The 25,218-nt window shown below is 74.4% G+C and carries 26 protein-coding genes and 1 pseudogene; 14 read left to right on the top strand and 13 right to left on the bottom strand.

The genetic code is table 11. The features are described 5' to 3' along the window. Positions 1 to 31 precede the first annotated feature (31 nt). Both Ae717Ps2_RS13220 and Ae717Ps2_RS13215 read right to left on the bottom strand, forming a co-directional pair. Positions 32 to 226, bottom strand: a complete 195-nt coding sequence (locus tag Ae717Ps2_RS13220) for a hypothetical protein (RefSeq protein ID WP_020626584.1) — start codon at positions 224 to 226, stop codon at positions 32 to 34. A 166-nt stretch (positions 227 to 392) separates the two neighbouring features. Beyond that, positions 393 to 950 carry an NUDIX domain-containing protein gene (locus tag Ae717Ps2_RS13215; RefSeq protein ID WP_075306295.1) on the bottom strand — a complete coding sequence of 186 codons (558 nt, stop codon included), beginning with the start codon at positions 948 to 950 and terminating at the stop codon, positions 393 to 395. A 109-nt stretch (positions 951 to 1,059) separates the two neighbouring features. Between Ae717Ps2_RS13215 and dop the strand changes: the two genes are divergently transcribed. The 6 genes from dop to Ae717Ps2_RS13185 all read left to right on the top strand — a co-directional run bounded on the left by dop (position 1,060) and on the right by Ae717Ps2_RS13185 (position 6,436). Continuing rightward, complete coding sequence (gene dop / locus Ae717Ps2_RS13210) at positions 1,060 to 2,568, top strand: depupylase/deamidase Dop (protein WP_075311775.1); 1,509 nt, start codon at positions 1,060 to 1,062, stop codon at positions 2,566 to 2,568. Between the two features lie 118 nt (positions 2,569 to 2,686). Further along, a complete protein-coding gene (locus Ae717Ps2_RS13205) occupies positions 2,687 to 2,884 on the top strand; it encodes a ubiquitin-like protein Pup (protein ID WP_020626587.1) in 198 nt (65 codons plus the stop codon). Between the two features lie 165 nt (positions 2,885 to 3,049). After that, the gene (gene prcB, locus Ae717Ps2_RS13200) at positions 3,050 to 3,937 is read left to right on the top strand and encodes a proteasome subunit beta (protein ID WP_020626588.1); all 888 of its coding nucleotides are present in this window, start codon (positions 3,050 to 3,052) and stop codon (positions 3,935 to 3,937) included. 40 nt (positions 3,938 to 3,977) lie between these two features. After that, entirely contained in the window at positions 3,978 to 4,793 is an 816-nt protein-coding gene (gene prcA / locus Ae717Ps2_RS13195; protein WP_075306297.1) for a proteasome subunit alpha, read from the top strand. A 35-nt stretch (positions 4,794 to 4,828) separates the two neighbouring features. Beyond that, on the top strand, positions 4,829 to 5,308 hold the full coding sequence (locus Ae717Ps2_RS13190) for a hypothetical protein (RefSeq protein ID WP_075306299.1): 480 nt from the start codon (positions 4,829 to 4,831) through the stop codon (positions 5,306 to 5,308). A gap of 102 nt (positions 5,309 to 5,410) precedes the next feature. Continuing rightward, entirely contained in the window at positions 5,411 to 6,436 is a 1,026-nt protein-coding gene (locus Ae717Ps2_RS13185) for an LLM class flavin-dependent oxidoreductase (protein ID WP_075306301.1), read from the top strand. Between the two features lie 86 nt (positions 6,437 to 6,522). On the opposite strand, the gene Ae717Ps2_RS13180 is transcribed toward Ae717Ps2_RS13185, so the two are convergent. Continuing rightward, positions 6,523 to 7,470: a LysR family transcriptional regulator gene (locus Ae717Ps2_RS13180; RefSeq protein WP_020626592.1), complete on the bottom strand. Its 948-nt coding sequence runs from the start codon at positions 7,468 to 7,470 to the stop codon at positions 6,523 to 6,525. Positions 7,471 to 7,543: 73 nt separating this feature from the next. On the opposite strand from Ae717Ps2_RS13180, the gene Ae717Ps2_RS13175 reads away from it, so the two are divergent. Further along, positions 7,544 to 8,500 (top strand): DMT family transporter, encoded by a 957-nt coding sequence (locus tag Ae717Ps2_RS13175; RefSeq protein ID WP_075306303.1) that lies wholly within the window; start codon positions 7,544 to 7,546, stop codon positions 8,498 to 8,500. Positions 8,501 to 8,522: 22 nt separating this feature from the next. Here the strand turns inward: Ae717Ps2_RS13175 and fdhD are convergent, their stop codons facing one another. After that, the gene (gene fdhD, locus Ae717Ps2_RS13170) at positions 8,523 to 9,350 is read right to left on the bottom strand and encodes a formate dehydrogenase accessory sulfurtransferase FdhD (protein ID WP_075306304.1); all 828 of its coding nucleotides are present in this window, start codon (positions 9,348 to 9,350) and stop codon (positions 8,523 to 8,525) included. 50 nt (positions 9,351 to 9,400) lie between these two features. Between fdhD and Ae717Ps2_RS13165 the strand changes: the two genes are divergently transcribed. Then, positions 9,401 to 10,189: a molybdenum cofactor guanylyltransferase gene (locus Ae717Ps2_RS13165; RefSeq protein WP_198932178.1), complete on the top strand. Its 789-nt coding sequence runs from the start codon at positions 9,401 to 9,403 to the stop codon at positions 10,187 to 10,189. 73 nt (positions 10,190 to 10,262) lie between these two features. Here Ae717Ps2_RS13165 and Ae717Ps2_RS13160 read toward each other — a convergent pair whose 3' ends face one another. Beyond that, positions 10,263 to 10,817 (bottom strand): TetR/AcrR family transcriptional regulator, encoded by a 555-nt coding sequence (locus tag Ae717Ps2_RS13160; protein ID WP_075333446.1) that lies wholly within the window; start codon positions 10,815 to 10,817, stop codon positions 10,263 to 10,265. A 45-nt stretch (positions 10,818 to 10,862) separates the two neighbouring features. Here Ae717Ps2_RS13160 and Ae717Ps2_RS13155 point away from each other — a divergent pair, with 45 nt between their 5' ends. Then, on the top strand, positions 10,863 to 11,771 hold the full coding sequence (locus tag Ae717Ps2_RS13155; protein ID WP_075333445.1) for an SDR family oxidoreductase: 909 nt from the start codon (positions 10,863 to 10,865) through the stop codon (positions 11,769 to 11,771). Positions 11,772 to 11,775: 4 nt separating this feature from the next. Here Ae717Ps2_RS13155 and Ae717Ps2_RS13150 read toward each other — a convergent pair whose 3' ends face one another. From Ae717Ps2_RS13150 to Ae717Ps2_RS13135, 4 genes are all read right to left on the bottom strand, one after another. Next, a complete protein-coding gene (locus tag Ae717Ps2_RS13150) occupies positions 11,776 to 13,008 on the bottom strand; it encodes an MFS transporter (protein ID WP_337819503.1) in 1,233 nt (410 codons plus the stop codon). Between the two features lie 64 nt (positions 13,009 to 13,072). Then, the gene (locus Ae717Ps2_RS13145; RefSeq protein ID WP_075306311.1) at positions 13,073 to 13,723 is read right to left on the bottom strand and encodes a methyltransferase; all 651 of its coding nucleotides are present in this window, start codon (positions 13,721 to 13,723) and stop codon (positions 13,073 to 13,075) included. A gap of 2 nt (positions 13,724 to 13,725) precedes the next feature. Beyond that, positions 13,726 to 15,228, bottom strand: a complete 1,503-nt coding sequence (locus tag Ae717Ps2_RS13140) for an amidohydrolase (protein ID WP_337819504.1) — start codon at positions 15,226 to 15,228, stop codon at positions 13,726 to 13,728. A gap of 5 nt (positions 15,229 to 15,233) precedes the next feature. After that, positions 15,234 to 16,811, bottom strand: coding sequence for a phosphatase PAP2 family protein (locus Ae717Ps2_RS13135; RefSeq protein ID WP_226358165.1), 1,578 nt, complete (start codon positions 16,809 to 16,811; stop codon positions 15,234 to 15,236). Positions 16,812 to 16,853: 42 nt separating this feature from the next. Here Ae717Ps2_RS13135 and pafA point away from each other — a divergent pair, with 42 nt between their 5' ends. Continuing rightward, entirely contained in the window at positions 16,854 to 18,215 is a 1,362-nt protein-coding gene (pafA, locus tag Ae717Ps2_RS13130) for a Pup--protein ligase (protein ID WP_075306313.1), read from the top strand. Between the two features lie 44 nt (positions 18,216 to 18,259). Here the strand turns inward: pafA and glsA (Ae717Ps2_RS13125) are convergent, their stop codons facing one another. The 4 genes from glsA (Ae717Ps2_RS13125) to Ae717Ps2_RS13110 form a co-directional block, all read right to left on the bottom strand. Beyond that, complete coding sequence (gene glsA, locus Ae717Ps2_RS13125; protein ID WP_075306315.1) at positions 18,260 to 19,255, bottom strand: glutaminase A; 996 nt, start codon at positions 19,253 to 19,255, stop codon at positions 18,260 to 18,262. 65 nt (positions 19,256 to 19,320) lie between these two features. Beyond that, positions 19,321 to 19,974 (bottom strand): DUF6226 family protein, encoded by a 654-nt coding sequence (locus tag Ae717Ps2_RS13120; RefSeq protein WP_075306317.1) that lies wholly within the window; start codon positions 19,972 to 19,974, stop codon positions 19,321 to 19,323. Between the two features lie 73 nt (positions 19,975 to 20,047). Next, a complete protein-coding gene (glsA, locus tag Ae717Ps2_RS13115) occupies positions 20,048 to 21,109 on the bottom strand; it encodes a glutaminase A (protein ID WP_075333444.1) in 1,062 nt (353 codons plus the stop codon). A 63-nt stretch (positions 21,110 to 21,172) separates the two neighbouring features. Further along, positions 21,173 to 21,412: a hypothetical protein gene (locus Ae717Ps2_RS13110; protein WP_075306321.1), complete on the bottom strand. Its 240-nt coding sequence runs from the start codon at positions 21,410 to 21,412 to the stop codon at positions 21,173 to 21,175. 193 nt (positions 21,413 to 21,605) lie between these two features. On the opposite strand from Ae717Ps2_RS13110, the pseudogene Ae717Ps2_RS13105 reads away from it, so the two are divergent. From Ae717Ps2_RS13105 to tatC, 4 genes and pseudogenes are all read left to right on the top strand, one after another. Beyond that, positions 21,606 to 22,577, top strand: a pseudogene (locus Ae717Ps2_RS13105) (helix-turn-helix transcriptional regulator); the annotation flags it as partial. Positions 22,578 to 22,596: 19 nt separating this feature from the next. Further along, complete coding sequence (locus Ae717Ps2_RS13100) at positions 22,597 to 23,628, top strand: YafY family protein (protein ID WP_075333443.1); 1,032 nt, start codon at positions 22,597 to 22,599, stop codon at positions 23,626 to 23,628. Positions 23,629 to 23,788: 160 nt separating this feature from the next. Then, positions 23,789 to 24,091, top strand: a complete 303-nt coding sequence (tatA, locus tag Ae717Ps2_RS13095) for a Sec-independent protein translocase subunit TatA (protein ID WP_075306322.1) — start codon at positions 23,789 to 23,791, stop codon at positions 24,089 to 24,091. Between the two features lie 61 nt (positions 24,092 to 24,152). Next, the gene (tatC, locus tag Ae717Ps2_RS13090) at positions 24,153 to 25,157 is read left to right on the top strand and encodes a twin-arginine translocase subunit TatC (protein ID WP_139320263.1); all 1,005 of its coding nucleotides are present in this window, start codon (positions 24,153 to 24,155) and stop codon (positions 25,155 to 25,157) included. Positions 25,158 to 25,218 lie beyond the last annotated feature (61 nt).

The following is a 25,218-nucleotide window of genomic DNA, read 5'->3' as shown; positions in this document are numbered from 1 at the left end:
CCGGGGTGCGGGCCCGTCGGCGTACCGGGGGTCAGGACCTGCGGGCGTCCGGCTCGCGCCGGGCCGTGTGCTCGCGACGCGTGGTCGAGCTCGCGGCGACGCGCTGCTCGTGCCGCTCGGCGGCCAGTGCCGCCTCCACCGCGGCCTGCACGGCGGCGGTGTTGACATCGGGATCGATCAGCCTGGCGGCGGCGAGGGATCGGGCCGAGACCGAGATGCTGACCATGGTGGCTCCTGGAACTGTCGCGTGGTGGGTGTGGTGGTCCGTCGGGGAGGCCTCACGCTGGGCCCTTCCCGGGGTGGCGTCGCGCGACCCGCTCGGCATGGACCGATTCAGGTACCGGTGTGGGTGACATATGTTACCCATTGGTAAACGCGCTGGCCCGAGGACTTTAACGGACGAGATCTGCCAGGAGGAGGCGGGTGACGTAGAGGCCGTCGGGGACCCAGGGCCGGTCCGGGGTGCCGATCCGGGCCACCAGCTCGTCGAGGGTCCACCAGCCGCCCTCGGCCACCTCCGAGGGCTGGTGGGTCACCGGGCCGTCGGAGAAGGCGCGGTAGACGTGCACGTGGGCCCGCAGCCCGTCCGGGCCGGTGCCGGGCCCGGTGTCGACGCCCAGCGCGGCGGCGTCGAAGGGGACCACGGCGAGCTTCTCCAGCGGCACACCGGTGACGCCGAGCTCCTCGCCCAGCTCGCGGGCGGCGCCGGCGTCGGGCGTCTCGCCCTCGTCGAGGACCCCGCCGGCCAGGCAGTCCCACATCCCGGCCATGACCAGCTTGGTGTCGGTGCGCCGGTGCACGTAGGCCCGCGTGCCGTCGGCGGAGCGGAGCAGGACCGCGGTCGTCGCATGCCACAGCGAGCGCGCGTAGACCTCGCCGCGCTCGGCGACGCCGGTGGGCCTGCCCTCGGCGTCGAAGACGGTCAGGCGCTCACGTGCGGGATCGGTCACGCCACGATGATCCCGCCGGGCCGCGGTGCACCCCGGACCGGGGCGCGGACGGTTAGTCTCGTGCAATGCACTCTCGCGCAGGGGGCCGGTCGTGACGGCCCGCCGGATCATGGGCACCGAGGTGGAGTACGGCATCGCCGTGCCGGGTGACCCCACCGCGAACCCCGTCGTCACCTCGACGCAGGTGGTGCTCGCCTACGCCGCCGCGGCGGACGTGCCCCGCAACCGTCGGGCGCGCTGGGACTACGAGGTCGAGTCGCCGCTGCGCGACGCCCGCGGGTTCGACCTGTCGGCGCCGTCGCTGGCGCCGCAGCTCGACACCGACCTCGACGACCTCGGTGCGGCGAACGTCATCCTCACCAACGGTGCGCGGTTCTACGTCGACCACGCCCACCCGGAGTACTCCACACCCGAGGTCCTGTCCCCGCGCGACGTCGTGACCTGGGACAAGGCCGGCGAGCGGATCATGCTGGAGGCGGCGAACCGCGCGGCCACCGTGCCGGGCGCGCCGCGGATGCAGCTGTACAAGAACAACGTCGACGGCAAGGGCGCCAGCTACGGCTCCCACGAGAACTACCTGATGGCCCGCTCGACGACGTTCCCGTCGATCGTCACCGGGCTGACCCCGTTCTTCGTGACCCGCCAGGTCGTCTGCGGCGCCGGCCGGGTCGGCCTGGGCCAGCAGGGCGACGAGGCCGGCTACCAGATCGCCCAGCGCTCGGACTACGTCGAGGTCGAGGTCGGCCTGGAGACCACGCTCAAGCGCGGCATCATCAACACCCGCGACGAGCCGCACGCCGACGCCGACAAGTACCGCCGTCTGCACGTCATCATCGGCGACGCGAACCTGTCCGAGGTCGCGACGCTGCTCAAGGTCGGCACCACCGCCCTGGTCCTCGACATGATCGAGAAGGGGCGCTCGTTCGAGGACCTGCGCCTGGCCGAGCCGGTGAAGTCGGTCTCGCGGATCAGCCACGACCCGACGCTGCAGCGGACCGTCCCGCTGGCCGACGGCCGTCACCTCACCGCGGTGCAGATCCAGCAGGAGTACCTGGCCCGCGCGGTCGAGCACCTGGAGCAGACGGTCTCCCCGCGCCGCGAGGAGTGGGACCCCGACACCCGCGAGGTCGTCGAGGAGTGGGAGTCGGTGCTGGTCGACCTGGAGCGCGACCCGATGCTGACCGCCGACCGGCTCGACTGGACGGCCAAGCTCAAGCTGCTCGAGGCCTACCGCGAGCGCGACGGCCTGACCTGGGCGTCGGGCCGGCTCGGGATGGTCGACCTGCAGTACTCCGACGTCCGGTTGGCGAAGGGCCTCTACAACCGGCTGGTCACCCGGGGGTCGATGCGCCGGCTGGTCACCGAGGAGCAGGTCGCCGCGGCGATGACCGAGCCGCCCGAGGACACCCGGGCCTACTTCCGCGGCACCTGCATGGGCCGGTTCCCGGTCGAGGTCGCCGCCGCGTCGTGGGACTCGGTGATCTTCGACCTGGGGCGCGAGTCCCTGGTCCGGATCCCGACGCTGGAGCCGCTGCGCGGAACCCGCAAGCACGTGGGGGAGCTGTTCGAGGCGGTGTCGACGGCCGAGGAGCTGGTCGACAAGCTCACCGCCTCCTGAGCCGTCCCGCCGGGAAGCGGATCACACGCCGCTGCGCAACAGGCGATTTTGTCGCCCCCGGTAGGTAGGGTGAGCAGGCAGGCAATTCTCTGCGAGGAGATCTGCAAGGAGGAGCGTCATGTCCCAGGAGCAGACCAAGCGCCAGGGTGGCGGCGACGGAGACGACGAGTCCGGCGAGAACGCGTCCGGATCCGGCCAGGAGCGCCGCGAGAAGCTCGGTGAGGACGTCGACACCATCCTCGACGAGATCGACGACGTGCTGGAGGAGAACGCGGAGGACTTCGTGCGGTCCTACGTGCAGAAGGGCGGTGAGTGAGCTCCACGGGGCCATTCACCGTGCCGCACCCCGGCACCAGCAGTACCGTCCCGGCCGGGTCCGCACCTGCGGGCCCGGCCGTGCCGGAAGGGCCGCCGACCCCCGCCGAGATGGGGGAGCGGGACCCCCGGCGCACGCAGTTCGAACGAAAGGCACGTCCGAGAGATGGAGTTCCGGCCGTCGGTCACCTCCGGGCTGGTGCCCGGGCACCACACGGGTCAGCTCGGCACCTTCCTGACCGGGTCGCAGTCGTTCTCCGACTTCGTCGGCGGCGCGGCCCCGCACCTGCTCCCCGGCGCGGGCCTGGACCGGACAGCCGGTCCCGGCACCTCCGCCGACGCCCTGGGCGTCCCGCACGGCACCACGATCGTCGCGCTGCTGTTCTCCGGCGGCGTCGTGATCGCCGGTGACCGGCGCGCGACCGCGGGCAACGTGATCGCCCAGCGCGACATCGAGAAGGTGTTCGTCACCGACACCCACTCCGCGGTCGGCATCGCCGGCTCCGCGGGGATCGCGCTGGAGATGGTCCGGCTGTTCTCGGTGGACCTCGAGCACTACGAGAAGCTCGAGGGCGTCCCGCTCTCGCTGGACGGCAAGGCCAACAAGCTCGCCGGGATGGTCCGCCAGAACCTGGGCGCGGCGATGCAGGGCTTCGTCGTCGTCCCGCTGTTCGCGGGCTACGACACCGACGCCGCCGACCCGGCCCAGGCCGGCCGGATCGTCACCTTCGACCCCACCGGCGGCCGGTACGACGAGAACCTCGGTTTCCACGCCGTGGGATCGGGCTCGGTGTTCGCCAAGTCCTCGCTGAAGAAGCTGCACGACCCGGCCGCGGACCTCGACGGCGCGGTGCGCACCGCGGTCGAGGCGCTCTACGACGCCGCGGACGACGACACCGCCACCGGCGGGCCGGACACGGTGCGGCGCATCTACCCGGTGGTCGTCGGCATCACCGCCGAGGGCGCCGTGCGCCGCGACGAGGCCGAGATCGCCGCCGTCGTCGACCAGGTGATCGCCGGGCGCCGGGAGCGCCCGGGCGGCCCGTCCCGCTGACCCCCTCCCTGCACGAAGCACGAGCCTGGAGCGCCTCCCCATGACGATGCCGTTCTACTCCTCCGTCGACCAGCTGCTGCGCGACCGTTCCGAGCTGGCCCGCAAGGGCATCTCGCGCGGCCGCAGCGTGGTCGTGCTGACCTACGCCGGTGGCGTGCTGTTCGTCGCGGAGAACCGGTCGACGGCCCTGCACAAGGTCTCCGAGATCTACGACAAGATCGGCTTCGCCGCGGTCGGCCGGTACAACGAGTTCGAGAACCTGCGCACCGGCGGGATCCGGATGGCCGACTTCCGCGGGTTCACCTACGACCGGCGCGACGTGACCGGCCGGATGCTGGCCAACGCCTACGCCCAGGCGCTGGGCACGGCGTTCGTCGAGCAGCAGAAGCCGTTCGAGGTGGAGCTGTGCGTCGCCGAGGTCGGCGTCGAGGCCTCCGGGGACCAGCTGTACCGGATCACCTACGACGGCTCGATCACCGACGAGCCGCGGTTCGTCGTCATGGGCGGGCAGACCGAGCCGATCTCGCAGAAGCTGTCCGAGACCTACGCGCACGGCCTGGAGCTGGGCGCGGCGATCGAGGTCGCGCTCGGCGGGCTGCAGGTGCCCGGGGCGGACCCGGCGTCGGCCGGCAACGGTGCGAACGCGCAGCCGCGGGTCCTGGGCGCCGAGGCGCTCGAGGTCGCGGTGCTCGACCGGACCCGTCCGCGGCGGACCTTCCGTCGTCTCGAGGGGGCGGCGCTGGCGGACCTGCTGCCGGCCGCGAACCGCGGCACCGAGGAGCCGGAGCCCGACGTGGCGGGCGGGGACGACACCCCGGCCGCCGGTGGGGCGCTGGGTGGGGACGGGGCGTCCTGACCCGCTTCTCCGCGACCACCGCGTCCGAGGCCGTCGTGACGGCCTCGCGTGACGACGTCTGGCGCGTCCTGACCGACCCCGCCGTGCTGCCGACGTTGACGCCGCTGCTCAACCGGATCGAGGCCGACCCCGCGCGGGACGCGGCCGTCGACGGCTACGAGCTGTGGCGCTGGCACATGGTGCGGATCGCGGTGCTCGGGGTGGGCATCAAGCCGGTGTTCACCGAGCGGATGACCTTCGTCGAGGGCAAGCGGATCGAGTTCACCCACGCACCGCCCGCCGGGGCCACCGAGTGGGCGGGCGCGGAGGGCTACTACGCGTTGAGCGACGCCGAGCCGGAACCGGACGGCACGCCCGCGACACATCTGGAGATCTCGCTGACCGTCGACGTCGACATGCCGCTGTCGCGGCTCGCGGCGCCGGTGGTGACCCGCACGATGAAGGCGACGATGGACGTGACCGGGGACCGGTTCGGAGCGAACCTGCTGCGTCGCCTGGGGGCGCGGGAGCGCTAGTCCTGTCCGGGGTGGTCGACCAGCACCACCACCCCGCCGTGCGGTGCCTCCGGCCCGTGGAACCCGTGGCATGATTGAGCCATCAACCAACTGGGGGACCGGATGAGCGAGATCATCTTCGGCATGGACACCTTCGGCGACGTCCCGGTGGGCGACGACGGCACGCTGCTGTCGCACCCGCAGGCCATCCGTCAGGTCGTCGACGAGGTGGTGCTGGCCGACGGGGTGGGCGTCGACGTCGTCGCGCTGGGGGAGCACCACCGCCCCGAGTACGCGATCTCCACCCCGGAGACGGTGCTCGCCGGCATCGCGACCCGGACCTCCCGGATCCGGCTGTCCTCCGGCGTCACCGTCCTCAGCTCGGACGACCCGGTGCGGGTGTACCAGCGCTTCGCCACGCTCGACGCGCTGTCCGACGGCCGCGCCGAGGTGATCGTCGGCCGCGGATCGTTCACCGAGTCCTTCCCGCTGTTCGGCTACTCCATGAACGACTACGAGCGGCTGTTCGAGGAGAAGCTCGAGCTGTTCGTGCAGCTCCTCGACGAGAAGCCGGTGAACTGGCCGGGTGGGACCCGCGCCGCGATCGACGGCATCGAGGTCTTCCCGACGACCGGCCGCCGGCTGCCCGTGTGGGTCGGCGTCGGCGGCTCGCCGGAGTCGGTGGTGCGCACCGCCCGCCACGACCTCGGCCTGATGCTGGCCATCATCGGCGGCCCCGCCGGGCGGTTCGCGCCCTACGTCGACCTCTACCACCGCGCCGTCGAGCAGTTCGGGCACGCGGCGAAGCCGGTGGGCATGCACTCGCCGGGGTTCGTCGCCGACACCGACGCCGAGGCGAAGGAGATCTTCTTCGCCCCCTACAAGGCGCAGATGGACCGGATCGGCGCCCAGCGCGGCTGGCCCCCGCTGGACCGCGCCCGGTTCGAGGCCGAGGTCGCCGACGGGGCGCTGCACGTCGGGTCCCCGGAGACGGTGGCCCGCCGCATCGCCGACTCGGTGCGCTCGCTGGGCGCCCAGCGCTTCGACCTGATCTACACCGTCGGCCCGCAGCCGATCTCGGCACGCCTCCGTGCCGTCGAGCTGTACGGAACCCGCGTGATCCCGATGGTCCGCGACATGCTCGCCTGAGCGGATCCGCACCCGCTCCCGGGCAGTCACACCCAGTGCGACGGGTGTGGCTGGCGGCCAGGGGGTGTGGCTGCGGGCCGGGGCGGTCAGGCGGGGATGATGCGGGCCGCGGCGGCGCGCAGGCCGTCGACCAGGGCGCGCAGCGCGGGCAGGTCGGCGTCGGACCCGCGGGTGGCCAGCACCAGGGAGCGGCCCGCCGCGGGCCGGCAGGGGAGCAGCCGGACGCCGTCGTCGGCGGTGACCGGGACCGGGCCTGTGCCGCCGGGGACGGCCGACCCCGCCACCGCCATGCCCGGGACCAGCGCGATCGCGAGCCGCGCGCGGACCAGCGCCAGCTGGGTGGCGAAGTCGCCCACCCGGTAGCGGATGTCCGGCTCGAACCCGACACCGCGCAGCAGCTGCAGCAGGGCCGCGTAGGGCTCGGTGCCGACCGGGCCGGAGGTCCACACCCGACCGGCCAGGGTGCGCAGCGGCACCGGATCGGGCCCGGTGAGCGGGTCGTCGGCGGGGACGGCGAGCATCGCGGGCTCGGTGGCCAGCGCGGTCACCCGGATCCCGGCGGGCAGCCGGGCCGGGGCCTGCGTCCAGCTCTCCATGAGCACCGCGTCCAGGTCGCGGGACTGCAGGGCGGGCAGCAGGTCGACGACCTCGCCGTCGTCGACGGTGGGGACCAGCCGCGGGTGCGCGGCGGCCAGCCCGTCGATGACCTCGGGCAGAAGCGTGCGCAGCGCGCTCGCGACCGAGCCGATCCGCAGCGGTCCGGCGGCGTCGTCGTGCAGGGCGGCGAGGTCGCGCTCGGCACCGGCGACGGTCGCCGCCGCGGCGGCCGCGTGCCCGGCCAGCACGTGTCCGGCGGCGGTGAGCCGGATGCCGCGCCCGTCCGGTTCGACGAGCCGGGTGCCGGTCTCGCGTTCGAGCTTGCGCAGCTGCTGGGTCACCGCCGGCCCGGTGATGTGCAGTGCGGCCGCGGCGGCGCCGACCGAGCCGTGCTCGGCGACGGCGTCGAACACGCGCAGCCGGTCCCAGGAGATCACACAGCAGAGCTTAGCGGTATCGGGTAGGAACAATCATTGGATCTTCGCGGTGCGGAGAGGGATCGTGGATCACGTGAACGCACGCACCGCCCCCGACCCGCACTCCGCCCTGCTCCTGCTCGCCGGCGCCTCCGTCCTGGCCTGGACCGGCATCCTCGTCGCGATGGCGGGTACCGACCCGGCGACGGCGTCGTTCTGGCGGTGCGTGCTCGCCCTGGTCGTGCTGGGTCCGTGGGCACTGGCCGAGTACCGGCGGGTGGGCGGGCTCCCGCTCGCGACGGTCGGCACCTCGCTGCTGTCCGGGGTGTTCCTGGGTGCGGACTTCCTGCTCTGGACCCACGCGGTGCTCGACGCGGGCGCCGGGATCGCGAACGTCGTGCTCAACATCCAGGTGCTGGCGCTGCCGCTGATCGCCTGGGTCGTCGCGGGCGAGCGGGTGCCGCGCAGGCTGGTGTACGCCGCGCCGCTGCTGCTGGGTGGCATCGCGCTGGCCGGCGGGGTGCTCGGCGCCGGCGTCGGGGGGCCGGAACCGGTGCGTGGCGCGGTGCTCGGCACCCTCGCCGGGATCGCCTACGCCGGCTTCCTGCACCTGAACCGCTCGGTGTCGCGGCGCCGTGCGCGCCACCTGGTGACCCCGGTCGCGCTGGCGACCGTCGGGGCCGGACTGACCTGCGGGCTCGTCGGCGTCGCCGGGGGCGGGATCGCGGTGGCACTGCCCGCGACGACATGGGCCTGGCTGATCGTGCTGGCCCTGACCGGGCAGGTCGTGTCCTGGGTGCTGATCGGGCGCGGCTCGGCCGGGCTGGCGCCGGGCACCGCGGGTGCGCTGCTGCTGGTGCACCCGGTGTTGTCGGTCGTGCTCGGCATGCTGGTGCTCGGGGAGACCCTGACCGGCTGGCAGGCCGCGGGCTGCGCGCTGGTCGTCGCCACCGTCGCCGCACTGGTCGGCCCGGCCGGGACCGCGGGGCGGCTGCGCCGGGTGGTGGACCGGCACGAGCGGGCCTGGGCCACGCTCACCCCGCGCGTCTGACCACCGCCGGGCGCGGCGGCACTCACAGGTCGATGCGCTCGGCCCCGGTGTAGACGTTGCCGGTGTCGCCGCGCAGGAACCCGACCAGGGTCATCCCCGACTCCTCGGCCAGCTCCACCGCCAGCGACGACGGCGCCGACACGGCCGCGAGCATCGGCACCCCGGCCATCACGGCCTTCTGCACGAGCTCGAACGACGCCCGCCCGGACACCATCAGCACGGTGCCCGCCGCGGGCACCCGGCCGTCCATCACCATCCGGCCCAGCACCTTGTCCACCGCGTTGTGCCGGCCCACGTCCTCGCGGGCGGCGAGCAGATCGCCGTCGGCGTCGAACAGGGCGGCGGCGTGCAGCCCACCGGTGGAGCCGAACACCTTCTGGTGCTCGCGCAGCCGGTCGGGCAGCTCCAGCAGCAGCTCCCGGCCGATCCGCAGCGGGTCCGCGGCCGGGGAGTGCCGGGTCTTGAGCTTCACCGCGTCCAGCGACGCCTTCCCGCACACCCCGCACGACGAGGTCGTGTAGAAGTTGCGCTCCACCGACACGTCCGGCGGGGCGACGCCCTCGGCCAGGTCGACGTCGAGCACGTTGTAGGTGTTGCGGCCGTGCTCGTCGACGGAGTTGCAGTAGCGGGCCCCGGCCAGGTCCAGCCCGGAGCCGATCACACCCTCGGTCAGCAGGAAGCCGTGCGCGAGCTCCACGTCGTGGCCGGGGGTGCGCATCGTGACCGTCAGCGCCTTCCCCCCGACGCGCAGCTCCAGCGGCTCCTCGGCGACGAGGGTGTCCGGCCGCGAGCGGGTGCTGCCGTCCGCGTTCAGGTGCAGCACCGGGCGCCGCACGGTGAGCCGTCCCATTCCGATCCCCTCCCGCTGTCGACCCCCAGGGTAGGAGGAGGATCGGCGGCGTGCGCGGGTACGGGGGTCGGCGGCCGGGGGCGGGGATCGTGCCGGCGGGCGGTGCCTCGTCGCGGATGGGGACGGCGAAGGCGTCGCTGGACTGGCACGGGGCGGCGCTGCTGACCCGCACCGTCGCCGTCCTGGGCCGGGCGGTGGACGGGCCGCTGGTCGTGGTCCGCGCCGCCGGGCAGGACCTGCCGGAGCTCCCGCCGGGCACCGAGGTCGTCGACGACCCGGTGCCGGGCCTCGGCCCGCTGCCCGCGATCGGGGCCGGGCTCGCCGCCGTCTCGGGCCGGGCGCAGGTGGCGTTCGTCGCGTCGGTCGACCTGCCGCTGCTGCATCCCGCGTTCGTCGCCCGGGTGCTGGACCTGCGCGGGGACCACGACGTCGCGCTGCCCGAGGCGTTCGGGCACCACCAGCCGCTCGCCGCCGCCTACGCCACCACGCTCGCCCCGGTGATCGACGGGCTGACCGCGGCCGGGCGGGGGCGCCCGCCGTCGCTGTTCGAGCGGGTCTCGGTCCGCCGGATCGGCGAGCAGACCCTGCGCAGCGACCCGGTGCTGGCCCGCCTCGACCCGGACCTGGCGTCGCTGACCAACGTCAACACCCCCGGCGAGCTCGCCGCCGCCCGGGCCCGGCCGCTGCCGGCGGTGCGGCTGCACGAGGGGGGTCGGGGCCGCACCGTCCGCGCCCGCACGGCGGGGGAGCTGGGACGCCCGGTGGCCGTGGCCGGCGGGACGGAGCCGCTGCCGTCGTGGTTCCCGCTGGTGACCGGCGACGAGCTCGACGGTCTCTGACGCGCCCTGGCTTCCCCGGGGTGCGGGGAGCCGGTGACAAGCCGGCCGGTCCCACGGCGCGCTCCTGTGCCGGTCAGGCCGGGCGCAGCACGGTCGTGACGAACGCGGTCAGTTCGCGCCGCACGTACTCGGTCACCGGGAGGGCCGGGTCGAAGCTCCACCACAGCAACGTGCCCTGCCAGTAGGTCGCCAGCACCGCGCCCGCGCCCGGCGGGCCCTCCAGACAGGTGTCCAGGATCCGGCCGAGCGTCTCCCGCCACTCGCGGCCGCGGCGCCGGGACTCGGGGTCCAGCAGGTCCTCGCGCAGCACGAGCAGCGCGTCGGCGTAGCTGTCGATGCCCCCGTACTGCGCGGAGAGCCCGACCAGGAAGGCCACGGCTCCCTCCGGCCCGGGCGCGGCGGCCTCGCCGAGCTCGGCGGTCCGGCGCTCCAGCTGGTCCCAGGCGTGCATCAGCACCCGGTGCAGGAGCTCGGCCTTCCCGCCGAAGCGCTGCACCAGGGTGGCCGGGGCCAGACCGCTGACCTGCGCGAGCGCCGCGAACGTCAGCGCCTGGGCGCCGCCGGTGTGCAGGACGCCGAGGGCGAGGTCGAGGACGTCCGCGTCGGGGACCTGCTTGCGCCGGGGCATGACACCAGCTTATATGAACGAACACTCGTTTATATAAGGAGGACCATGGACCTCACCGGACGCATTGCCCTGGTGGCCGGCGCGACCCGCGGCGCGGGCCGCGGCATCGCCGTCGAGCTGGGCGCCGCGGGCGCGGTCGTCTACTGCACCGGGCGCACCACCCGCGACCGTCGGTCCGAGTACGACCGCCCGGAGACGATCGAGGACACCGCCGACCTGGTCACCGCCGCGGGCGGGACCGGCATCGCGGTGCCGACCGACCACCTCGACCCCGCGAGGGTCGCCACGCTGGTGGCGCGCGTCGAGCGCGACCACGGCCGGCTCGACGTGCTGGTCAACGACATCTGGGGCGGCGAGATGATGGTCGAGTGGGACACCCCGGTCTGGGAGCACGACCTGGACAACGGGCTGCGCACCCTGCGCCTGGCGATCGACACCCACCTCGTCACCGCCCACCACGCGCTGCGGCTGCTCTCCCGGACCCCGGGTGGGCTCGTCGTCGAGATCACCGACGGCACCGACGCCTACAACGCCGAGAACTACCGGCTCAACGTCTTCTACGACCTGGCCAAGATCGCACCGATCCGGCTGGCCCGGTCCTGGGCGCACGAGCTGCGCGGGCACGGCGGAACGGCCGTCGCGGTCACCCCGGGCTGGCTGCGCTCGGAGATCATGCTGGAACACTACGGGGTCACCGCCGACACCTGGCGCGACGCGTGCGCGGCCCAGCCGCACTTCGCGATCTCGGAGACACCGCGGTTCGTCGGCCGTGGGATCGCCGCGCTGGCCGCCGACCCCGACCGGCACCGGTGGAACGGCCGCTCCACCTCCTCGGGGGAGCTCGGCCGGGTCTACGGCGTCGACGACGTCGACGGGGCCCGCCCCGACGCCTGGCGCTACGTCACCGAGGTGCAGGACGCGGGTCTGCCCGCCGACACGACGGGCTACCGGTGACGGCTCACCCCGGGCTCCGCGCGTCACGACGGTCGAGCACCAGCAGCGCCGCCAGCGCCAGCAGCGCGAGCACCGCGACCGCCACGCAGAACACGATGCCCGCGGTCCGCAGCCCCCACGCCTGGCTCGCCGCCCCCAGCCCGACCACCGGCAGCGAGATCGCGACGTAGAGCACCACGAAGTACGACGACGTCGTCCCCGCCCGCTGGTGGGCCGCCACCCGCGCGTTCACCGCGGCCAGGCCCTTGGAGAACGTCATCCCCTGACCGACGCCCGCGACCACCGCGCCGACGACCAGCTCGACCATCGAGCCCCGCGCCACCGACACCGCGACGAGCGCCGCCCCGGCCGCCAACAGCACACAGCCCAGGTGCAGGATCCGCCCGGTCGGCGCGGTGCGGACCGCGAGCTGGGCGAGCACCGAGGCGCCCAGCAGCAGCAGCGACATCGCCCCGGCGACGGCGTGGCTCGGGTTCCCGATCAGCTCGGACACGATCCGCGGGGACAGCGCGGTGAACAGGCCCAGCACCGCGAACCCGGCGACCCCGGCCGTCGCGGCGACCCCGAACACCGCGCGCACCGCGGGCGGCACCTCGGGGCGCTGGGGCCGCAACACCGGGCGCGCGGGCAGGTCGGTCACGGTCTCCGGTGCGCCCAGCACGAGCAGCCCGCACAGCGCGACGGCGACGGCGTGCACCGCGAAGGACAGGTGCAGCGGCGCCGGCAGGTACTCCACGGCCACCCCGGCGAGCGCCGCGCCCAGCCCGAGCCCGCCGATGTTCGCGACGGTCGCGACCGCGGCCCCGCGTTCCCGCCAGGACTCCGGCGCGGCCTCGATGACCGCGGCGGTCGCCGCCCCGGCGAAGATGCCGGCGGAGAAGCCGGACAGCAGCCGTCCGACCAGCAGCACCCACACCGGGCCCGCCACCAGGAACACCAGGCTCGACGCCAGCGACAGCGCCACCCCCGCCAGCAGCATCGGCCGCCGTCCCAGCTGGTCCGACCACCGTCCGGTGACCAGCAGCGCGGCGAGCACCCCGACCGCGTAGACGGCGAAGATCACTGTCTGGACGGTGGCGGAGAACCCGAGCTCGTGCTGGTAGAGCGCATACATCGGGGTCGGCATCGTCGCCCCGAGCATGACCACGGCGAACGTCACGGCCAGGCCGGCGAAGGCGGCGGCCCGAGGCAGTCGGAGGATGGCGGAACCCCTTCCGGAGGTCGTTGCGCGGCGCACCGCTCATGATCGCAGCCGGTCGGGGCGACGGCATCCGCAGCGCCCGGCACACCCCGCCGCACGGTCAGGGACGGCGCAGGACGTGCAGGTCCACCCCGTCGGGCAGCGGCCGGGTCGTGACCGTCCAGACCTCCCGGGCGGCGGCGAGCCAGCGCGGCGTCTCGGGGCGACCCGGGTCGGCCAGCCACACCTGCCCGTCGGGGGCGGTCACCCGCGGCAGCAGCGCGGCGAGCGCGTCGGCGGCGGCCACGCCGTAGAGCACGTCGGCGGCCAGCACCAGGTCGCAGCGCGCGCCGCCGTCGCCCGCCCGGTCGAACGGGACCGCCGCGGTGCCCACCGCCAGCCCGCACCGGCGGGCCGACGCCGCGACCCAGGCGACGGCGGCGGCCGACCGGTCGGTGGCGAGCACCGTTCCGGCCCCGGCGCGGGCCGCGGCCAGCGACGGCAGTCCCAGCCCGCACCCCAGCTCCAGCACCCGACGCCCGGCGAGCCACCCCGGACCGGCCTCGTCGACCGCGTGCGCCAGCGCCCGGCCCGCGGGCCAGAGCCGCGCCCAGTGGGGCGGGTGCAGCTCCTCGCTGCCACCGGGCCCCGGCACCGGCTCGAACGCCACGACGTCCGGGTCGGCTGGGCGCAGCACCGTCAACGGCCCGGACGGCAGCGCGATCTCCTCCAGCACACCCGGCCCGGTCGGCCCGGTGACCCGGCGGTGCACCCTCAGACCCCCGAGCGGTGGGTCCAGCGCCCGCCGACCAGCGTCCCGGCCACCGGCATGGCGCGCAGCACGGCCGGTTCGCAGGAGGTGGGGTCGGCCTCGGTGAGCACGAGGTCGGCCCGGGCGCCGACGGCGACCGCCGCGGTCGCGCCGTCGACCACCCCGAACGACGCGTCGAGCGCGGTCGCCCGGTCGATCTCCTGCTCGGGGTGCCAGCGGTCCCGGTCGTCGGCGGTGCGGTGCACGGCGGCGGCGAGCGCGATCCACGGGTCCAGCGGCGCGACCGGGGCGTCGGAGCCGAGGGCGAGGCGGGCTCCGGCGCGGTGCAGCGACGCGAACGCGAACGCCCGGTCGGTGCGGCCCGCCCAGAGCCGGTCGGCGACGTCGCGGTCGTCGAGGGCGTGCTCGGGCTGCACGCTCGCGACCAGGCCGAGACCGGCGAAGCGGGGGACGTCGTCGCCGGTCAGCAGCTGGGCGTGCTCGACCCGCCCGCGGGCCCCGGTCGCGGCGAACGCGTCGAGGACCAGGGTGTTGGCGTGGTCACCGATGGCGTGCAGGGCCGCGGTGAGCCCACCCGCGTGCGCACGGGCCAGCAGCGGGCGCAGCTCGTCCGGCGGCACCAGCAGCAGCCCGCACGGGTGCTCCAGGGGGTTCTCCGGCGGCGCGGGGTAGGGGTCGTAGCAGTAGGCGGTGCGGGTGTTGAGCGACCCGTCGGTGATCACCTTCAGCGGGCCGGCGGTGAGCAGGCCGTCGGTGCCCTCGACGACGTCGCCGGTGCGCAGCCCGGTGGCCAGGGCGTCGTCGAGACGGTCGGGCCACACCGACGCCTCGACCCGCAAACCGGTCGTGCCGCCGGCGATCCGGCGTCGCCAGTCCGGCAGCGACCACGGCGCCTCGAAGTCGACGACGCCGACCACCCCGCGTGCCGAGGCCGCGGTGACGGCGTCGGCGACGAACCCGTCGAGGGCCTCGGTCGGCGCGTCCTGCAGCGCGGGGGAGACGACGGCGAAGAACTCCGACTCCCGGATCCGGCCGGTCGGGTGCCCGTCGTGCCCGAAGCGGGCCAGCGCGGCGCCGTTGAGCCAGCCCTGGTGCAGGTCCCCGGACACGAGCACGACGGGGGTGTCACCGGTGACCGGGTCGAGCAGCGCGCGGTGCGCCTCGTCGGGCCACAGCGCGTCGCGGAACCCGAACCCGACCAGCACCTCACCGGCGGCCGGTGGCGCGGTCGCCAGCCGCCGCGCGACGAGCGCCGCGGCGTCGGCGGCCGAGCGGGCGCCGGACACGTCCAGCCTGCGGCGGGCCAGCGCCCACTGGGCCATGTGCACGTGGTGGTCCCACAACCCCGGCAGCAGCGCCCGCCCGTCGCACTCGACGACCTCGGCGCCGCCCGGGTCGAGCCCGGCGCCCACGGCGCGCACCCGGCCCCCGTCCAGGAGCACGTCGACCGGACCGCCCAGGCCGTCGCAGCCGGGCCGCAGCGGGCGGACCGAGCGCAGCAGCACGGGTCTCACCCCTGGAACGGCCGGTCCCGCCCGGTCCAGCGCTCCTCGTCGCGGCGGTAGACCGGGATCGGCTTCTCGGCGAGCCGGAAGGTGTAGCGCCCGGCCTCCTCGACGACCTCGCCGTCGGTGGCCAGCATGCTCGGCTCCAGCAGCTCGACGTCGAGGCTGGGCACCTCCCGCTGGTGGTAGACCCGGCTGTGCCCCAGGGCGCCCAGGATCAGCGCGATCACCACCCGCAGCCGGGAGAACCGCACGTCGGCCCGCAGCCAGCGCACGTCGAGCAGGCCCGAGTCCAGCGTCGGCCGCCACGCCGGGACCGCGCCGCGCGGGTAGTACGGCCCGTTCCCGACGAACAGGAACCACACCTTGTACCAGCGGCCCTCGATCTTCACGCTGATCTTCTCCGAGCGCTGCAGCACGGTGATCAGGGCCGCGGCGAACGCCGGCCACTTGCCGTAGCGCGGCTGCCACTGCTCCCGCAGCCGCACCAGCTCCGGGTAGGAGCCGATCGAGGCGGTGTTGATGAAGTAGCGGGTGCGGGTGACCGAGATGTCCTCGGGGTCGTCGAGCCGGCCCGGGTGGGCCTCGACCAGCGCCAGATCGACCGCGACGGCCTCCCCGGCCTGGGTGGCGTCGACGGCCTCCTGGGTGTCGTAGACGCCGACGTCGCGCGCGAAGTGGTTCAGCGTCCCGCCCGGCACGACGACCAGCGGCAGGCCGTGCCGGTCGGCGACCGCGGCGGCGGTGGCGACGGTGCCGTCGCCGCCCGCGACACCCACGGCGCGCACCCACTGCCCGCGCTCGGCCAGCGCGTCCTCCAGCATGTCCTCGACCTTCACCCCGTCGCCGACCACCAGGTGGTGCGCGGCGGGCAGCCGCTCCCGGACCTCCTCGGACACGTCGGTGTCGGGCGGCCCGGAGAACGGGTTCGACACGATGACCAGGCCCTCGCCCTGCGGCAGCGCCGGCACGGTGTCGATCGGGCGGGCACGGGCCTCGTCGCTGGGGCGCACCGGCCACCAGCGGTTCGTCAGCTTCGCCACGCCGGTGCCGATCGCCGCGCCGACGAGCACGTCGGAGGTCCAGTGCACCCCCACGTGCACCCGTGACCAGCCCACCAGCGCCGCCAGCGGCACCACGACCGGTGCGGCCCGGCGGTTCTCCATCACCACCGCCGTCGCGAACGCCGCGGCCGAGGCGGCGTGCCCCGACGGGAACGACGACGACGACGGCGGGTCGGCCACCGTCCGGTAGGCCGGCAGCTCGGCCGCGGCCGGGCGCCGGCGCGGCAACAACGGCTTGAGCAGCGCGTTCGCGGTGAAGCTGGTCAGCGCGATGGACGCGATCCCGCGCATCGCCGCCTTGCGCCCGGCTCCCCGGCGCACCGACAGCACCGCGGCGATCGCGAACCACAGCACGCTGTGGTCGGCGGTGCGGGTCAGCCGCCGCAGCGAGGTGTCCACCCGGCTCGGTGGACGGCTCGAGATGAACTCGGTGACCGCCCGGTCGGCCCGGGACACCGAGTCCGCCCCGCGGTCCAGTCGACGGGACCTGCGGGCGACGCGTTCGAACCATCCACTCACAGTCGTGACAGTAGAGGGGGTCGGGCGCCTACCCTGAACGGCATGCAGCGTCGGATCTTCGGGGTCGAGACGGAGTTCGGTGTCACGTGCACCTTCCACGGGCAGCGCCGGCTGTCCCCGGACGAGGTGGCGCGCTACCTCTTCCGTCGGGTGGTGTCGTGGGGCCGCTCCTCCAACGTCTTCCTCCGCAACGGTGCCCGTCTCTACCTCGACGTCGGGTCGCACCCCGAGTACGCCACGGCGGAATGCGACTCCCTGACCCAGCTGGTGTCCCACGACAAGGCCGGTGAACGGATCCTCGAGGACCTCCTCGTCGACGCCGAACGACGGCTGGTCGACGAGGGCATCGGCGGCGACATCTACCTGTTCAAGAACAACACCGACTCCGCGGGCAACTCCTACGGCTGCCACGAGAACTACCTCGTCGCGCGGCAGGGCGAGTTCTCCCGGATCGCCGACGTGCTCCTGCCGTTCCTGGTCACCCGCCAGCTCATCTGCGGTGCCGGGAAGGTCCTGCAGACCCCGCGCGGCGCGGTCTACTGCCTGTCCCAGCGCGCCGAGCACATCTGGGAGGGCGTCTCCTCCGCGACGACCCGGTCCCGGCCGATCATCAACACCCGCGACGAGCCGCACGCCGACGCCGAGCGCTACCGGCGGCTGCACGTGATCGTCGGGGACTCGAACATGTCCGAGGTGACGACCCTGCTCAAGGTCGGGTCGGCCACCCTGGTGCTGGAGATGATCGAGGCCGGCGTCCAGTTCCGGGACTTCACCCTGGACAACCCGATCCGCGCGATCCGCGAGATCAGCCACGACCTCACCGGGCGTCGCCCGGTGCGGATGGCCGGTGGCCGGGAGGCCTCGGCGCTGGACATCCAGCGCGAGTACCACGCCCGCGCCGTCGAGTACCTGGAGGCGACCGGGCACCCGGACCCGGCGATGGCGCGCGTCGTCGAGCTGTGGGGACGCACGCTGGACGCCATCGAGTCCCAGGACCTGTCGAAGATCGACCGCGAGATCGACTGGGCGATCAAGCACCGGCTGGTGGAGCGCTACCGGGCCAAGCACGACCTGGACCTGTCCAGCGCCCGGGTCGCCCAGCTCGACCTGGCCTACCACGACGTCCGCCGGGGCCGCGGCCTGTTCGACATGCTGCAGCGCAAGGCGCTGGTCGACCGGGTCACCGACGACGGCGAGATCGAGGCCGCGAAGGACACCCCGCCGCAGTCGACCCGGGCGAAGCTGCGCGGTGACTTCATCGCCGCGGCCCAGGCCGCCGGGCGGGACTTCACCGTCGACTGGGTGCACCTGAAGCTGAACGACCAGGCCCAGCGCACCGTGCTGTGCAAGGACCCGTTCCGCGCCGTCGACGAGCGGGTGGACCGCCTGATCGCCTCGCTCTGACCGCCGCCCCCGGGGTGGGGGTGCACCCACCCCGGGGCCACGGCTCAGTCCGGCTGGGCGATCCGGCCGAAGCGCGACTCCTGCGGGTCGGCGAACACGTGCAGCCCGAACCGCGACGACAGCTCCCGGCAGACCGCGACCCCGCGCACCGAGTTGCCGTGCCGGTCCAGGCCGGGGGAGTACACGCCGAGCCCGAACCAGCGCGGCAGCACACCCATGATCCCGCCGGACACCCCGCTCTTGGCCGGGATGCCGACGTCGTGCGCCCACTCGCCCGCGGCGTCGTACATGCCGCACATGCTCATCACGCTGATCACCGTGCGCAGGTGCTCGCGGGACAGCGCCCGCTCACCGGTCAGCGGGTTGACCCCGCCGTGCGCGAGTGTCGCGCCCATCACCGACAGCTCCGGCGCGGTGACCGTGATCGAGCAGGCGGCGAGGTAGACGTAGAGGGTGTCGTCGATGTCGCCGTGCAGCATCCCCAGGCTCCGCATGAGGTAGCTGAGCCCGAGGTTGCGGTCGTTGGAGACCAGCTGCTCGTCGAGGACGTCCTGGTCGATCTCCAGCGACGGGTTGCCGGTGTAGACCCGGTTGCGCTCCAGCAGCCGCCCGGCCCGCTCCTCCTTCGTCGCCCCCTGCACCATGTTCGCCGCGACCAGCGCCCCGGCGTTGATCATCGGGTTGAACGGGCGGTGGTGCACGTGGTCGAAGGTGATGGAGTTGAACGGGTCCCCGGAGGGCTCCACGCCGATCCGGCGCAGCGTCTCGGCCAGGCCGTTGTCCTCCAGCGCGAGCCCGTAGGTGAAGACCTTCGAGATCGAGTGCAGTGGGAAGCGGACCTCGCAGTCGCCGACCTGCCACTGCGTGCCGTCGACGTTCGTGCCGGCCAGGCCGAACTCCTCGGCCCGGGCCTCCATCTCCGGCGGGTAGTAGCTGACGACCTCCTCGCCGGGCAGCAGGATGCCGCTCCCCGCGGTGCAGGTGCTGCGGAGCTCCTCGAACTGCTGCTGGACCAGTTCACGCTCGGCCTGGGCGACCATCGGTGTCCCTTTCGTCGGGGGTGTCCGGGCGCACCGTACCGACGGCGACGGGCCCGGCCGCGGGCTCAGCCGTCGCGCCGGGTGGGCCAGGGGGCCCAGCGACGGTCGTTCGGGCCTGCCGGGCCGAGGTCCTCCTCGTCCTCCGTCGCGGCCCACGACTCGCCGGAGGACGACCCGCCCGCGTAGGGGCCGAGGGCGTGGCCGTGCCACATGCGGTCGGCCCGGCGGACCCGCCACTCCCGGAAGGCGCCCGCCGTGATCGCCCCCACGGTCCGCTCCAGTTCGTCGGCGAGCCGCTCCACGTCGTCGTCGCAGGCGTCGCAGCCGCACACGGGCAGCGACGACCGCCACCAGGCCCCGGCGGCGAGGCCGAGCCCGGGAAGCGCCGTCCACGTAACGGTCAGCGTGGCGGCCGCCGGATCGCGCGGACGCAGCGACGTCGTCCGCAGGACGGTGTCGGGCAGAAGCTCCGCGGCGTCCCCGGTGGTCGCCGGGTCCTCGGGCAGCTCGGACAGCTCGACGTCGAACCGTTCCGCCAGGTCCGCGACCAGCGCGTCGGCGACGGCGTGCAGCGGCCGGAACCGCTCCGGGTGGGTCACCACCGAGTAGCTGTCCTCGGGCGGGCCGTCGGAGTCCCACCGGTGGCCGTAGGGGATCACCGAGCCGTCGGCGTCGCGGAACGGCCCGGTCACGACGACCGGACGGCGGTAGCTGGACACCCCCGCAGCATGACCGCGGCCCGGACCCGCGGCACCCGGTTTCCGTCCGCCGGGGCGACGGCCCGCGCCCCGGTCAGGGCGCCTCGCCGATCCCGTCGGGCAGCCAGCCGTCGCCGGAGGGGTACATCTCGGTGGTCTCCTCGCGCCGGCCCGGGCGCACGATCCGGCCCAGCCGCGACTCCGACGGGTCGGCGAACACGTGCAGCCCGAACCGGTCGGACAGCTCCCGGCACACCGCCACCCCGCGGACCGAGTTGCCGTGCCGGTCCAGCCCGGGGGAGTAGACGCCGACCCCGATCGCGTCCGGGATCGCCGCCAGGATCGCCCCGGACACGCTGGACTTGGCCGGGATGCCGACCTCGTAGGCCCACTGTCCGGCGGCGTCGTACATGCCGCACATGCTCATCACGCTCAGCACGTCCCGGGTGTAGGTGCGGGGCAGCGCGGGCACCCCGGTGAACGGGTTCGCCCCGCCCCGGGCCAGGGTCGCCGCCATCGTCGACAGCTCGCTCGCGGTGACCGTGACCGAGCAGGCCGCCAGGTAGACGTAGAGGTTGTCCTCGATGTTGCCGTGCAGCATCCCCAGGCTGCGCATGAGGCAGGACAGGGCGACGTTGCGGTCGTTGGAGACCAGCTGCTCGGCGAGGACGTCCTCGTCGACGGCCAGGTCGGGGTTGCCCGCGTAGATCCGCAGCCGGGTCAGCAGCCGCTCGACCTTCTCCTCCCGGGTCGCGCCGTGCACCAGGTTCACCGCGACCAGCGCCCCCGCGTTGATCATCGGGTTGAACGGGCGGTGGTTGACCTCGTCGAAGCTGATCGAGTTGAACGGGTCCCCGGACGGCTCGACCCCGACCCGCAGCAGGACCTCCTCGCGGCCGTTGTCCTCCAGCGCCAGGCCGTAGGTGAACACCTTCGAGATGGAGTGCAGCGGGAAGCGGACCCTGGCGTCGCCGACCTCCCACTGGGTGCCCTCGATGTCGGTGGCGGCCAGCCCGAACAGGTGCGCCCGCTCGGCCATCGCCGGCGGGTAGTAGGCGACGACCCGCCCGTCGGGCACCCCACCGGGGCCCCCGATCGCCGCGTGCAGCTCCTCGAGCTGCCGCTGCACGATCGCGCGCTCGGTCTGCTGCTCCATCGGCGCCCCTCCCCGCGGACCGGTCCGTCCGTGCGGAGCGCAAACTAGATCACCGGCGCGCGGTCACTCGATCCCGGGCATGATCCGGCGCCGCAGCTCGGCCAGCTCGTCCTGGACCTCCGGGTCGGCCGGACCCGCCTTCTCCGGTGCCGGGGCGATCCCCAGGGACCGCAGCAGCCCGGTCGCGGCCGCGGCCGGGTCCCCGGTCTCCCCGAGCACCGGGCGCAGGCCCTGGTCGGCCAGGTGGTGGAACACCAGGTTCACCACGGTCCACGGGTTGTAGGTCTCCTGCTCGCCGGACATGCGCCACCTCCACGTGCCGGTACGGCCGCGGCGCCGCACCCGGGGTCGAGCCTTTGCCGTGCGCGGGCCGTCGTCAACGACCCTGTCGCAGGATGAGACACCGGTCAGCGGTGACCGGTACCCGGCGCGGTCCCGGGTGCCCGCGGCCCGGGGCGCCCGATCCGCCCCGTCCGGCCTGGCTACGATGCCCGTCGTGTCCTCCGCCCGCGCCGAGCGACTGGTCAACCTGGTGCTCTGCCTGATGTCGACGCGCCAGTACCTGTCCGCGGAACGGATCCGGTCCATCGTCCCCGGCTACGCCGACGGCGCCGGCGACGAGGCGTTCTTCCGGATGTTCGAGCGGGACAAGGCCGAGCTGCGGGAGCTGGGCGTGCCCCTGGAGACCGGCCACAACTCGGTGTTCGACACGGTCGAGGGCTACCGGATCGCCCGGGCCGACTACGAGCTCGGCGAGATCCACCTCGACCCGGACGAGGCGACCGTCGTCGCGCTGGCCGGGAACCTCTGGGACTCCCCGGAGCTGGCCGGGGCCGCGCACGGCGCGCTGGTGAAGCTGCGCGCCGCCGGCGTCGAGGTCGCCGAGACCCCGGCCGCGGCGATCCGCCCCGGTGCCGCCGCGGGCGAGCCGGCGCTCGCGCCGCTGCTGGGCGCGGTGCGCACCGGCCGCGTCGTCACCTTCGACCACCGTCGCGGCGGCCCCGCCGGGGAGCTGGTGCGGCGCACCGTCGAGCCCTGGGGCGTGGTGTCGTTCCGGGGCCGCTGGTACCTGGTGGGCCACGACCGGGACCGCGACGACGTGCGCTGCTTCCGGCTCTCCCGCGTCGAGGGCCCGGTCCGCGCGGTCGGACCGGAGGGCGCGGTCACCGTGCCCGACGGCGTCGACCTGCGGGCCCTGGTGCGCGCCTCGGCGGGCCCGCAGCCGGTGTCGGGGACCGCGCGGGTCTGGGTCGCGGCGGGACGCGCGGCCGGGCTGCGCCGCACCGGCCGCGAGCGCGGGCCGCGCGAGCACGCGGGCCGTCCGGGCGTGGAGATCGAGCTGGACCTGCGTGACCGGGGCACCGTCGCGCGCTGGCTGGCCGGGCACGGCCCGGACGTCGCCGTCCTGGACCCGCCGGAGCTGGCCCGCGCGGTCCGCGAGCTGTGGGAGGCCGCGCTCGGCGCCGGAGCCCGGGGGGGGCCCGCACGTGAGCCGTCAGGGCGTCGCCCAGCGCCTGCCCCGGCTGTTGTCGCTGGTGCCCTACCTGCGCGCGCACCCAGGGGTGCCGGTCGCCGAGGCCGCCGCGGACTTCGGCGTCGACGAGCGGCAGCTGCGCAAGGACCTGGAGCTGCTGTGGATGTGCGGCCTGCCCGGCTACGGGCCGGGTGACCTGGTCGACCTGTCCTTCGCCGGGGACACCGTCGACGTCGTCTTCGACGCCGGGCTGACCCGGCCGCTGCGCCTGACCACGACCGAGGCGACCGCGTTGCTCGTGGCGCTGCGCATGCTGCACCAGACCGCCGGGGTGGTCGACTCCGACGCCGTCGGGCGGGCCATCGCCAAGGTCGAGGCCGCGGTGGGGGAGGCGGCCGGTCCGGGCGGCCTGGTCACCGTCGAGTCCGGGATCGGCGAGCGCGACACCACCGCCGTCGTGCGCCGGGCCCTGGACCGCGGGCGCGCGCTGCGCATCGTCTACTTCACCGCGGGCCGCGACGCGGTGTCCCGCCGCGACGTCGACCCGATGCGGCTGGTCGTCAGCGGCGGGCGCGGCTACCTGGAGGCGTGGTGCCGCCGGGCCGAGGACGTGCGGATGTTCCGCCTGGACCGGGTCGAGCAGGCCGAGGAGCTCGACGAACCGGCCCGCGCACACCCCGAGGCACGGCCCGTCGACGTCTCGCACGGGCTGTTCAGCCCGCGTGCCGAGCACCGGTACGCGGTCCTGGAGCTCGAACCGGACGCCCACTGGGTCGCCGAGTACTACCCGGTCGACGAGGTGCGCACCGCCGCCGGCGAGCTGGTCGAGGGCGACCCGCCGCCCGGCGCGCCGGACCCGGTGCCCGCACCGGCGGGCGGCGACGACCGGCTGCGGGTGCTGCTCCGCTTCGCCGACGACGACTGGCTGGTCCGTCTCGTACTCGGCCTCGGCGGCGCGGCCCGCATCCTCGAACCGCCCGAGCTGGCCACGGCGGTGCGCGACCGGGCCCGCGAGGCCCTGCGGACCGCCGACGCGTCACCCTAGGTCACACCGCCCGTCACCGACGCGTGAATGCGACAGGATGACGACGACGGGATGAACACCGGGTGACCGTGGCCACGTCCGACGACGGGGGGACCGGGCGACCGATTCGCCCGTGTCTACACTCGGTCCTGACCCGGCCCGATCGACGCGAGGTGGACCCATGCCCGGTGGCTACGAGTGGCTGATCATCATCGCCGTTCTGCTCCTGCTGTTCGGCGCGAAGAAGCTGCCCGAGATGGCGCGTTCGGTCGGCCAGTCCGCCCGCGTGTTCAAGGGCGAGATGAAGGGCCTCAAGGACGACGACGCCCGCACCCGTCAGGGCGAGGAGCCCAAGCCCGCCCAGGAGCTGCCCGCGGCCGCCCCGGCGCCGCAGCAGACCACACCGGCCCCGCAGCAGCAGGCCCCGCAGCAACCGCAGGCACCGGCGCAGGCCACCGACCGGCCCGCCGGCCCGGCCGCCTGAGGCACCTCCTCCCGTGAAGGCACCGTTCCGTCGGAAGCGCAGGCTCAACCCCGACGGGACCATGACCCTGATCGAGCACCTCTACGAGCTGCGCAACCGGCTCGGCATCTCGCTCGCCGCGATCGTGGTGACGACGGTGTTCGGCTACATCTGGTTCGAGGTCTCGTTCTTCGGCTTCCCCAGCCTGGGGGAGCTGCTCAAGGAGCCCTACTGCTCCCTGCCGCCCTCGGCGCGCGCGTCGCTGACGGCGGACCCGAACGTCTGCACCCTGCTCGGCACCACCCCGTTCGACCAGTTCATGCTGCGCCTGAAGGTCGGGGCCACGGCCGGGATGATCCTGGCCTGCCCGATCTGGCTCTACCAGCTGTGGGGGTTCATCACCCCTGGTCTGCTGAAGAAGGAGCGCCGCTACGCGCTGAGCTTCGTCTCGGTCGCCGCGGTGCTGTTCGTCGCCGGCGCGGTGCTGGCCTACCTGATCATCCCGCAGGCGCTCGGCTTCCTGCTCACCATCGGTAGCGAGATCCAGACGACGGCACTGACCGGCACGTCGTACTTCTCCCTGGTCGTCAACCTGATCGTCATCTTCGGGGTCAGCTTCCTGATCCCGCTGCTGGTCGTCGCGCTCAACGCGGCCGGGGTCGTGTCCTACGACCTGTTGCGCCGCTCCCGGCGCGGGCTGATCTTCGGGCTGTTCTGCTTCGCCGCGATCGCCACGCCCGGCCAGGACCCCATCTCGATGCTGGCGTTGGCGTTCGCGCTGACCCTGCTGTTCGAGGCGGCCATCCAGGTCTGCCGGATCACCGACCGCCGCCGGGCCCGCCGGCGGGCCGCCGAGGGCTGGGACTCCCTGGACCCGGACGAGCCGTCGCCGCTGGACACCACGCCGTCGCCGATCGAGGGGCCGTCCCGGATCGAGCCGCCCGCCCCGGTGTCCGCCCCGGTGTCCGCCACCCCGACGCACGTCGTTCCCCCGACCGGTGGCGCCACGGGCGCGGCGAACGGCCGCCCCGGTGCCGGGGCGAACGGGACCGCACCCGAGCCGCCCCGCTACGACGACATCACCTGACCGGGCGGCGCCGCAGATCCCCCCGCGGCCCGGTCCGGCACGGCTCCGTAGGCTGGCTCCC

Source organism: Pseudonocardia sp. Ae717_Ps2, from assembly GCF_001932475.1.
In the GTDB taxonomy this organism is placed as follows: Bacteria; Actinomycetota; Actinomycetes; order Mycobacteriales; family Pseudonocardiaceae; genus Pseudonocardia.
Note: the sequence above shows the minus strand (reverse complement) of the source record. Positions and strands in the feature narration are given on the sequence as shown.

Bases quoted from the DNA above. Each gene is read 5' to 3' on its own strand.
- Ae717Ps2_RS13205 (WP_020626587.1), top strand. From the start codon at position 2,687: ATGTCCCAGGAGCAGACCAAGCGCCAGGGTGGCGGCGACGGAGACGAC.
- Ae717Ps2_RS13110 (WP_075306321.1), bottom strand. From the start codon at position 21,412: ATGTCCGGCGAGCAGGAGACCTACAACCCGTGGACCGTGGTGAACCTG.
- Ae717Ps2_RS13185 (WP_075306301.1), top strand. From the start codon at position 5,411: ATGAGCGAGATCATCTTCGGCATGGACACCTTCGGCGACGTCCCGGTG.
- glsA (WP_075333444.1), bottom strand. From the start codon at position 21,109: ATGGAGCAGCAGACCGAGCGCGCGATCGTGCAGCGGCAGCTCGAGGAG.
- dop (WP_075311775.1), top strand. From the start codon at position 1,060: ATGGGCACCGAGGTGGAGTACGGCATCGCCGTGCCGGGTGACCCCACC.
- prcA (WP_075306297.1), top strand. From the start codon at position 3,978: ATGACGATGCCGTTCTACTCCTCCGTCGACCAGCTGCTGCGCGACCGT.
- Ae717Ps2_RS13155 (WP_075333445.1), top strand. From the start codon at position 10,863: ATGGACCTCACCGGACGCATTGCCCTGGTGGCCGGCGCGACCCGCGGC.
- pafA (WP_075306313.1), top strand. From the start codon at position 16,854: ATGCAGCGTCGGATCTTCGGGGTCGAGACGGAGTTCGGTGTCACGTGC.
- glsA (WP_075306315.1), bottom strand. From the start codon at position 19,255: ATGGTCGCCCAGGCCGAGCGTGAACTGGTCCAGCAGCAGTTCGAGGAG.
- Ae717Ps2_RS13160 (WP_075333446.1), bottom strand. From the start codon at position 10,817: ATGCCCCGGCGCAAGCAGGTCCCCGACGCGGACGTCCTCGACCTCGCC.
- tatC (WP_139320263.1), top strand. From the start codon at position 24,153: ATGACCCTGATCGAGCACCTCTACGAGCTGCGCAACCGGCTCGGCATC.
- tatA (WP_075306322.1), top strand. From the start codon at position 23,789: ATGCCCGGTGGCTACGAGTGGCTGATCATCATCGCCGTTCTGCTCCTG.
- fdhD (WP_075306304.1), bottom strand. From the start codon at position 9,350: ATGGGACGGCTCACCGTGCGGCGCCCGGTGCTGCACCTGAACGCGGAC.
- Ae717Ps2_RS13220 (WP_020626584.1), bottom strand. From the start codon at position 226: ATGGTCAGCATCTCGGTCTCGGCCCGATCCCTCGCCGCCGCCAGGCTG.
- prcB (WP_020626588.1), top strand. From the start codon at position 3,050: ATGGAGTTCCGGCCGTCGGTCACCTCCGGGCTGGTGCCCGGGCACCAC.